This is a genomic window from Citrobacter sp. wls718, from assembly GCF_005280945.1.
Classification (GTDB): Bacteria; Pseudomonadota; Gammaproteobacteria; order Enterobacterales; family Enterobacteriaceae; genus Citrobacter; species Citrobacter gillenii.
Genome location: NZ_SZWV01000075.1, coordinates 1 through 7314 on the forward strand (window position 1 = coordinate 1; position 7314 = coordinate 7314).

The 7314-nt window shown below is 48.1% G+C and carries 7 protein-coding genes; 4 read left to right on the forward strand and 3 right to left on the reverse strand.

Annotation, left to right across the window (positions count from 1 at the left end):
- Positions 1–441: 441 nt before the first annotated feature.
- Positions 442–1158, forward strand: a complete 717-nt coding sequence (locus tag FDW95_RS14760; protein ID WP_096756753.1) for a YebC/PmpR family DNA-binding transcriptional regulator — start codon at positions 442–444, stop codon at positions 1156–1158.
- Between the two features lie 232 nt (positions 1159–1390).
- Here FDW95_RS14760 and FDW95_RS14765 read toward each other — a convergent pair whose 3' ends face one another.
- Complete coding sequence (locus FDW95_RS14765) at positions 1391–2488, reverse strand: alkene reductase (RefSeq protein ID WP_115258276.1); 1098 nt, start codon at positions 2486–2488, stop codon at positions 1391–1393.
- 102 nt (positions 2489–2590) lie between these two features.
- Here FDW95_RS14765 and FDW95_RS14770 point away from each other — a divergent pair, with 102 nt between their 5' ends.
- Positions 2591–3502 carry a LysR family transcriptional regulator gene (locus FDW95_RS14770; protein WP_115258275.1) on the forward strand — a complete coding sequence of 304 codons (912 nt, stop codon included), beginning with the start codon at positions 2591–2593 and terminating at the stop codon, positions 3500–3502.
- Positions 3503–3602: 100 nt separating this feature from the next.
- On the opposite strand, the gene FDW95_RS14775 is transcribed toward FDW95_RS14770, so the two are convergent.
- Together FDW95_RS14775 and FDW95_RS14780 are read right to left on the reverse strand one after the other, a co-directional pair.
- On the reverse strand, positions 3603–5081 hold the full coding sequence (locus FDW95_RS14775; protein WP_115258274.1) for an ATP-binding protein: 1479 nt from the start codon (positions 5079–5081) through the stop codon (positions 3603–3605).
- Positions 5082–5083: 2 nt separating this feature from the next.
- Positions 5084–5797: a response regulator transcription factor gene (locus FDW95_RS14780; RefSeq protein WP_115258273.1), complete on the reverse strand. Its 714-nt coding sequence runs from the start codon at positions 5795–5797 to the stop codon at positions 5084–5086.
- A 349-nt stretch (positions 5798–6146) separates the two neighbouring features.
- Here FDW95_RS14780 and FDW95_RS14785 point away from each other — a divergent pair, with 349 nt between their 5' ends.
- Positions 6147–6677: a spore coat protein U domain-containing protein gene (locus tag FDW95_RS14785; RefSeq protein WP_115258272.1), complete on the forward strand. Its 531-nt coding sequence runs from the start codon at positions 6147–6149 to the stop codon at positions 6675–6677.
- 14 nt (positions 6678–6691) lie between these two features.
- Positions 6692–7314: molecular chaperone (locus FDW95_RS14790; RefSeq protein ID WP_137363540.1), on the forward strand; the 623-nt coding region annotated here is incomplete at its 3' end.

Genomic DNA, 7314 nt, shown 5'->3' on the forward strand with positions numbered 1-7314 from the left:
AACCCACGCAATTGCGTGGGTTTTTCATTTCATAGAGTCTCATGTAACCTCAACGGCATCAGTCCAGAAAACGTCGAGCATACCTTGTCGTGAGGACAGGAAATACCTACTGCCGCGGAGTCAGTCCAGTTTTACAGATATTTTCGTCCACTCTGCGCAATTTAATAGTGTTTATTATCTGGATTATCACAGTTATTTTTCCTGACTTATTTATTATTACTTCAGCTCAATTGTTAACAATAAAAATAAAGCACCAGATGTAAATTTTAAAATGACAACCAAAAACACCAACCATTGATAAAATTAAAGTAACATCACGTAAGATTGTCGTTTTTTATTTCTCATAGACGAGTATTTACATATCATGATATAATCTCGCGGAAAAAATGCAGGTTAACAACCTGCATTTAATGTAAATAAATCTTTGAGGAGAGCATTCCAGTGGGACGTAAATGGGCCAATATTGTTGCTAAAAAAACGGCTAAAGACGGTGCGACGTCTAATATATATGCAAAATTCGGTGTAGAAATCTATGCTGCTGCTAAGCAAGGTGAACCAGACCCAGAATCAAACTCATCTTTAAAATTCGTTATTGAACGTGCGAAGCAAGCACAAGTCCCGAAACACGTTATTGATAAAGCAATTGATAAAGCCAAAGGCGGCGGCGATGAAACATTCGTGCAAGGTCGTTATGAAGGTTTTGGACCCAATGGCTCAATGATTATCGCTGAAACCTTGACGTCAAATGTTAACCGTACGATTGCTAATGTCCGCACAATTTTCAATAAAAAAGGCGGGAGTATCGGAGCGGCAGGCTCTGTCAGCTATATGTTTGACAATACTGGCGTCATTGTATTTGCAGGAACAGATCCAGACCGTATTTTTGAAATTTTGCTTGATGCTGAAGTTGATGTTCGTGATGTAACCGAAGAAGAAGGAAACATCGTCATTTATACTGAACCTACAGATCTTCACAAAGGAATTGCAGCTCTAAAAGCAGCTGGAATTACTGAATTCTCAACAACAGAATTAGAAATGATTGCTCAAGCAGAAATTGAACTCTCACCAGAAGATTTAGAAATCTTTGAAGGACTTGTTGATGCCCTTGAAGATGATGATGATGTTCAAAAAGTATATCATAACGTTGCAAATCTCTAATTATATATTAAAGAAATCTGTCGTTGTGGCAGATTTCTTAATTTTACAACTTTGTATATTAAAGCATATCCAGCCAGATGTATTGTTTTAAATTCACCCTGTCATTATCGCGCACAAAATATATCTTTTTGCCCATAGTATTATAAAATTAATATATCCACGCAATTGCGTGGATTTTTCATTTACCCTGTTATTGATGCCCGCCGTGATGGCCGTTAATACATCGCCATAGTTAATTCAGAAATGGGTAATCGGTATAACCCACTTCGCTACCGCCAAACAGCGTCGCTGGGTTACCCATTTCTGAAAGTGGCAGGTTTTCTTTCAGGCGACGTGGGAAATCTGGATTAGCGATAAAGGGACGTCCGAAAGCGACCAGATCTACGATCCCTGCCGATAACAGTTTGTCGGCTTTTTCACGGGTGTAATTCCCCGCCACAATAATCGTACCGCTAAAAGTCGCCCGCAGGGTCTCCCGGAACGCATAGGGCACCTGCGGCGCATCATCCCAATCCGCTTCCGCCAGATGAATAAAGGCAATACCTTTTGATTCACACCAGGCCGCCAGAGCCAGAATAGCGTCAATAACCTGCGGGTCATCCATGCCACGCTGGGTGATGTACGGGGCCAGACGGATACCGGTACGCTCTGCACCAATGGCCTCGCTGATCGCTTCCAGTATCTGCTGGGCGAAACGCACACGGTTTTCCAGACTACCGCCGTATTCATCGGTTCGTTGGTTTGAAGAACGGCGCAGGAACTGGTCAATCAGATACCCGTTGCCACCGTGAACTTCCACGCCATCAAACCCCGCTGCCACCGCATTGAGGGCCGCCTGCCGGTAATCTGCTATTACCCGTTGAATATCAGCTGTCGTTAGCTCACGTGGAACCGGGCAGTCGACCATTTCACCGATACCCTCATTGTTTACCACCCACACCTGTGCGTGCGGTGATAACGCAGAAGGAGCTACAGGTTGGCCGTCCGGGTGAAAACTTGCATGGGACATACGCCCCACATGCCACAACTGGGAGAAAATCGTACCTCCTGCGCGATGGACCGCATCTGTTACCAGACGCCATCCCGCCACCTGTTCAGCAGAATGAATGCCTGGTGTCCAGGAGTAACCCTGCCCTTGGGCAGAAATCTGTGTTGCTTCGGTGATGATAAGACCGGCGGTGGCGCGCTGCTGATAATACTCAGCCATAAGTGCGCCAGGAATATTACCGGGCTGGACAGTACGGGCACGAGTCATCGGTGCCATGACAATACGGTTTTTTAGTACACGTTTGCCAATAGATGTTGTCTCGAAAAGGGAATGTTGTGGCATGTTCTGCTCTCCTGAGCGGTTAACTATGGCTTGACTTTATGTCATGCAAGTCGCTTTGATAATGGCAGTAATAATTGATTATCTTTTCAGGAAAACGGAATAATGGGTAAATTCGAAGATATGACGTTACTGGTGGAAGTGGTTGAAGCTGGTGGTCTGGCCGCTGCAGGGCGTCGGATGAACCTTTCCCCCGCCACCATGACTGCACGATTAAAGGCGCTGGAAGAACGTTATCAAACCCGGCTGTTTAATCGTTCAACCCGGGCTATCGCATTGACGCGAGCCGGGGAGGAGTTTTACCACGCCGCACTTCGTGTGCAGGAGGAGATGACACAGGCAGAATCAAAACTGACGCAGAAGGACGGACTGCTCAGCGGCAGCCTGCGTATTTCAGCCCCCTCGGACTTTGGCCGACAGTATCTTTCCCCTGCGCTTCTCGATTTCTCCCGTTTGCATCCTGAAGTCAGAAGCTCCGTTTATCTCAGTGAGAGCGTGGTGGATTTGATTGTCAACCGTCTGGATATGAGCGTGCGTTTCGGGAACTTGCCGGACAGTAATCTGGTCACAAAATTCATCCGTCCTAATTATCGGGTGCTGGTTGCGTCAAAAAGCTACCTTGAAGCACACGGAACGCCTCAGTATCCGGATGAATTACACGGGCACCGCTGCCTGGTGATGGAGCAGCGCGGCACGCTGATGAACGAGTGGCGTTTTGAAGAGCAAAATGAAACCGCGGTGGTGCAGGTCACGCCGGCAATGGTATGTGATGACGGCGCCTTACTTCGTCAGTGGGTACTGGCGGGAGCGGGTATTGCCAGCAAATCCTGGTGGGATGTGAAGCGAGATGTGGAACAAGGGCGACTGAGCGTTTTATTTGCTGAGACTTTTATCGGCTTCAGCCGCCATGACAAGAAACACGTTGGTCTGCAGTTTGTCTACCCTCAACGGCGTTTTCAGCCGTTGCAGGTGACGGCTTTCAGTGAGTTTTTCATTAGCTGGCTGGATAATGAATAACGCAGCCACTATCGGTTTTACGGCCGTGCAGCCACCTGGCGACACTGTTCATCTTCATCTGCGCGGGTAGTCATTGAAGCTGGTATCACGGATAACTGGTTCAAATATATGGGCCCGCCGTTAAGCCAAAGCGAAAACAAGCCCCGCTTTTCGGCGTATCCACCAGCGCAATTTCGCTACCATGTAGCTGTAGCATCTGGCGGACGATCATCAACCCCAGTCCCCCTACTCGAACACCTGACGGATTCGCAATCGAAGGACGGATGAATAATCCCTCCATCAATTCTTGCGGGATCCCAGGACCGCTGTCGCTAATTTGCACCATCACTTTATCCGCTTCTCGCCACAAACGCACAGCAACAGTGCCGTTGTCGGGAGTATGGCGAATCGCATTATCCAGCAGGTTGGTCAGCACCCGTTCGATCATCCCGAGGTCTGCATCAATAAGCGGCAGGCCTGGCTGAATATCTGCCAGCAATGCCAGCTGTTTAGTCTGGGCAGAAAGTTCAAATTTCTGGAAAACATCCTGCAGCAGTTCACTAATCGAGAATTTCTCTTTCTGCGGTTTAACCACACCATATTCCAGACGAGCCAGCTCAAACAGCGACTGGGAGAGCGCACCCACCTTTTGGCTCTGTGCGAGAGCAATATTAAGGTAGCGCTGCTTCTCAGCGTCGCTCAGGCTGGCTGACATTACGGACAGGCTTTCAAGGTAGCCGTGTAGTGAGGTTAATGGCGTGCGCAAATCATGGGAAATGTTGGCGATAAACTCACGTCGTAACTGCTCTTGTTGTGCAAGACGATGCCACTGTTCTGCAATGCGCTGGGCCATCGAGATAACCCCTTGTCGCAGTTGGCTAATTTCATCGTTACTGGTATTGATTTGCCGGGGCTGCGCCGCCATTGCCTGCATTTCTTCTATCCCACCGGTTTCCAGGGCATGGACCTGAGCAGACAACTCGCGCAAGGGACGAGTTATCCAGCGCAAAGCGAGTGCCCCCACCACCAACCCCAACAATGCAACAAGGCTGATGGACAGTAAGACTATCTTCAATAAGGCATCAAATTGCGCATTGCTGTTTAAGGCGTTGTAATTTTCCCCGAGCAAAATTACATACAAGTAGCCTTTTATCTGCCCATCCTGACGCATTGGCGACACACTAAACACTTTCTTCGCATCAAGGCTACGCGGATCGTCGCCGTAAATAGGGTAATGAGGATTATTTAATGCCGAGTGTATTGGCTGTAAATCAACCCGCTGACGTTTGATGTGCCCTTCCGGCGCCGCATCACCAATAATATTGCCCTCTTTGTCCAGTAAATAAACTTCTACACTGGGATTCACCGCCATCAGATGATCAAATAAATTACGCATCGACTCTTTATTAAGGCCATCGCGTTCAAGCAGAGGGTAACTTTGGTTGATATGCCCGGCAAGGTCCGCAGAAAGCTGCTGAATAACGGCCTTACTGTATTCAGTACTGGTTCGCACCTGCAGCCAGCCCAACAGGGCACACGACGTAATAAACAGGAGAGCAAAAACCAGCGTTAAACGCTGTGAAAGTGTATAAGTTCGCATGGTTACTCGCGTGGCTGTGCGGTGAATTTATAGCCCTTTCCCCAGACGGTACGGATAAAGTGAGGTTCCGCCGGGTTATCCTCAATTTTGATCCTTAAACGATTGATATGTGTATTCACCGTATGCTCATAGCCTTCATGTTCGTACCCCCAGACCTGATTTAGCAGACTCAAACGGGAAAAGACTTTATCCGGATGTCTGGCAAAAAAGTAAAGCAAATCAAACTCTCTGGGTGTCAACTCCACTGACTGTTGATTGAGTTGAACATCCCGAGCCAGCGGATCAATAGAGAGGTTATCAAAAATCAGTACACCAGCATCCAGCCGTAAATTCTTACTCATTGCTTCCTGACGGCGAAAGAGCGCCTTTACACGGGCGACCAGTTCAAGCATTGAAAACGGTTTCGCAAGGTAATCATCAGCCCCCAGTTCAAGACCGAGAATACGATGGGTTTCACCTGAACGAGCGCTGATAATAATGATGGGCGTATAACGCGTCATCGTTCTGGCATGGCGACAGATTTCAAGCCCGTCAACGCCAGGCAGCATTAGATCCAGGATTAGCGCATCCCACCCACCCTGGTTAAGTAACGCCATACCAATATTGCCATTTACCGCATGCGTCACCGTAAACCCCTCCTCACGCAGATGAAGCTGTAACAGCTCAGCGATGTTTTCATCGTCTTCTACGATAAGTAATTTCTTATCCTGATTCACTTCATTGTCCCCCACGATCCCGATACTGAAAGTCTACACAACAAGCGGGTAGAAAGTTGTCACATTTAATTTAACTTTGCGTGAAGCATCGGGGAATAACCACGTTTTCACATTGCGTGTATCAGGATGCATTAATTGCAGAATGCGGATTTTAGAAACGGTAATAACTGAATAATACTCACCTGTTGGTACTATTTTTTGTCGACGCCATCACCTTTTTCCTAAGTAAAATTCATTAGACCAACTGGCGCACGACTCATACTTATCCTAGGGTTAGAATATGTCTCCATATGCCGCATTATTGTATTTTTAAAGTAAAAAATGTGGTTATTTGAAAAAGGTAAAGAATATGGCTCCAGTTATCGTCACTCGCTTAATTCTTTGTTGCAGCGCCTTTTCCATCATTTCAGCGGCTGATGCTGTCACCGCAAACGGCACGTTTCAGGTGCTGATGACGATTCAAAAAGCCTGTACCGTTACCGCAGGTTCAGGGTCAAATATTGCCCTGGGATCGGTCAATGCCACTGCGACAAATACATCGGCCAGTAATACCATTTCCATTAATTGCTCCAAGACGACACCTTATTTTATAGGTCTGGCGCCTTCGGTCGCTAACGGCGGGAATACCACGGGCAGAGGGGCAATGTCCTCGGTGGCCAACGCAGCAACCAACACGGATAAAGTGCCGTACCAGTTGAACCAAACGCCTGCAACGGGTCCGGTTTGGGGTAATACAGCCACTGCGGAAAGCGTGGGAAATGGGGTGGCCTCGACCGGAACCGGGCTGGGACAAAGCTTCACTGTGTATGCCACCGCTCCGAGCGCCAACTTCACGCCTGATGACTATGCCGATCTCGTAACGGTTAACGTTAACTACTAACCTCAGGACGACCCATGACATTGAAACTGCCTGTGCAGCGGTGCGCCTTCGCGTGTCTGTCAGGAATAGCCATGAGCATTAATATCGCGGCGGCAAGCGGGCTGCAAATAGCGCCGGTTACGCTGACACTGCAGGCGACGCAAAATGCCGACGGTATCTGGTTAAGCAACGCAGGTGAAAACGTGCTGAATGCACAGGTACGCGTTTTCCACTGGCGTCAGGGAGCAGACGGCGATACGTTGTCCCCCTCTCAGGGACTGGTCATCAGCCCACCAATGCTGGCATTAGCCCCGGGTGAACGCCAGCTCATCCGCGTGATTCGAACCGCGCCGCCATCGGCGTCTGTTGAAGAGGTCTATCGCTTATCCATTGATGAATTACCCCCTGCAAAATTACAAAAAAATAAACTGCAATTTGTGATGCATTATTCCGTGCCCGTGTTTATTCAACCCACAACGCAGGCTGACACAGCGGCAAAATTACAGTGGAAACTGCAACAGCGTGACGGCAAACACTTTCTTGAAGTCAGTAATCAGGGAAACGCTCATGCCCAATTATCCGCCGCCACATTTATACAACGAAATGGTGCGAAAAAAGTGATCAGTCCAGGACTGCTAGGGAAGGTGCGAACAAGTTC